Here is a 1765-nt window from a genome sequence, read left to right as displayed (position 1 = left end):
AAGGGCTTGCCGATTATCAACTCGCTGTTTTGATCTCTGGCGGCGGGTTGATGCCGAGTCGTGTGGCGAGGTCTGCGAGGTCGTCCAGGGTGGCGAGGCGGTGTTCGGCCGGGGTGATGGTGTACCCGATCTGGTCGAGGAGTTGATGGGTCTTGCGGATGCGTCGGTTGATGGTCTGGGGCGCGACCGCGAAGTAGCGGGCGATGGCGACCTGGGGAAGCCTGAACCGCTCATAGAGGAGGGTGGCCAGGAGTTGGTCGACGAGGGTGAGGCCGGGACGTCGGCCGGTGTAGAGACCCGCGGCGGGAGTCTTCTGTCGCTCCCCGCCGCGCCGTTGCTGGAGGTCTTCTTCTCGCTGGGCCGCGCGGGCCTTCGCCAGGTTGCCGATCAGCTCTTCCCACTGGTCGTGGTCCATGCCGGTCAGGGCTGGGTGGACCAGCCAGGCGCGGCCGGGGCCGGGCTCGAGCTGGGGCGGGAGGGGAGGGATGCCGTCCCGGCGGTGTTCCTCGGGACGCAGGGTGTAGTTCCAGTCGCCGTGCCAGTCGTGACGGTCCAGGGGCAGGGCAGCCATCTGACCGTCGCTGACCCGGACTCCGGTCTCGTAGGCGGTGGTGTCGAGTTCGGCGCGGACGGTGAGTCCGGTGCGGGTGGTGGTCGCGGCGATGCTGTTCACGATGACGTCGTGGCTGGTGAGCGGCCTGCCGCGCCAGTTCATGGTGATGTGGGAGAACAATCGGTGCTCGATCCGGTTCCATTTGGAAGTACCGGGAGGAAAGTGACACACGGTGATAGTGAGGCCGGTCTCGAGGGCCAGGGCGGCCAGCTCGAACTTCCAGGCGCGGGTGCGGTAGCCGTTGGAACCGCCGGCGTCCGCGGTGATCAGCAGGCGTCGGGAGTGCGGGTAGGAGGCGCGTCCGGTCGTGTGCCACCAGCGGCGGATGGAGGCGACGGCGAACGCGGCGGTGTCGTGGTCGGTGCCGACGTTGACCCAGCCGGCGTCCGCGGCCAGGTCGTAGATGCCGTACGGGATCGCCTTACCCAGGTCCGCGTCGGGAAAGTCGTGGGTGCGAACCCGGACCGGATCGCCTTCGCGACGCCACTCGTGGCCGGCGTTCTTGTAGTTGCCGACGAGTTCCTTCTTCTTGGTGTCCACGCTGATCACCGGGTCCCCGGCGGCCTGGAAGTCCTTGGCCCGGTCGTTGATGTAGTGGAACTGTCCGTCCCGGTCGGGGTGTTGGGCGCCTTCGATGGTCTTGGCGTTGCCCTGGAGACTGAAACCCTCCTCGCGCAGCACGGCCGCCACGGTGTCCGCCGAGACGCAGTGGCCTTGCCGGGTGAGCTCGGCGGCCAGCTGCCGGGTCGACTTCGGCGTCCAGCGCAGCGGCGACATCGGGTCCCCGCGCATGTCCGGTTCCACCAGGGCCAGCAGAGCAGGTCGCAGGCCGGGATCGAGGTCCACCGCCCGCTTGCGGCCCCCGCCCGCCCGACGGACCCGCCCCAACGGCGCTTCACCGGAGTCCAGTTCGGCTACCCCGCGCGACACTGTTCCCTCGCGCACCCCGGCGGCACGGGCCACGGCGCGAATGCCGCCGTGGCCCAATGACCGCGCCTCCGCTCCTATGGCCAGCCGTCGTTGACGCTCATCCAAGTGCGGGAACAGCGCCTGGAACTTCGCCGCCAGGCCAAACTCGATCCCCTCCGGACTCCCCATACCACAACAACGACGCTCAACCACGGAAGCGACGGCTTGTTTCCCGGCAAGCCC

The 1765-nt window shown here is 68.7% G+C and carries 1 protein-coding gene; it reads right to left on the bottom strand.

Annotation, left to right across the window (positions count from 1 at the left end):
- Positions 1-16 precede the first annotated feature (16 nt).
- Positions 17-1711, bottom strand: a complete 1695-nt coding sequence (locus ACVNF4_RS35650; protein ID WP_461806983.1) for an ISAzo13 family transposase — start codon at positions 1709-1711, stop codon at positions 17-19.
- Positions 1712-1765: the final 54 nt, after the last annotated feature.

Source organism: Streptomyces sp. S6 (genome assembly GCF_054880855.1).
The sequence above is the reverse complement of the archived record's forward strand: the minus strand, read 5'-3'. Positions and strand labels throughout refer to the sequence as shown.

Bases quoted from the DNA above. Each gene is read 5' to 3' on its own strand.
- ACVNF4_RS35650 (WP_461806983.1), bottom strand. From the start codon at position 1,711: ATGGGGAGTCCGGAGGGGATCGAGTTTGGCCTGGCGGCGAAGTTCCAG.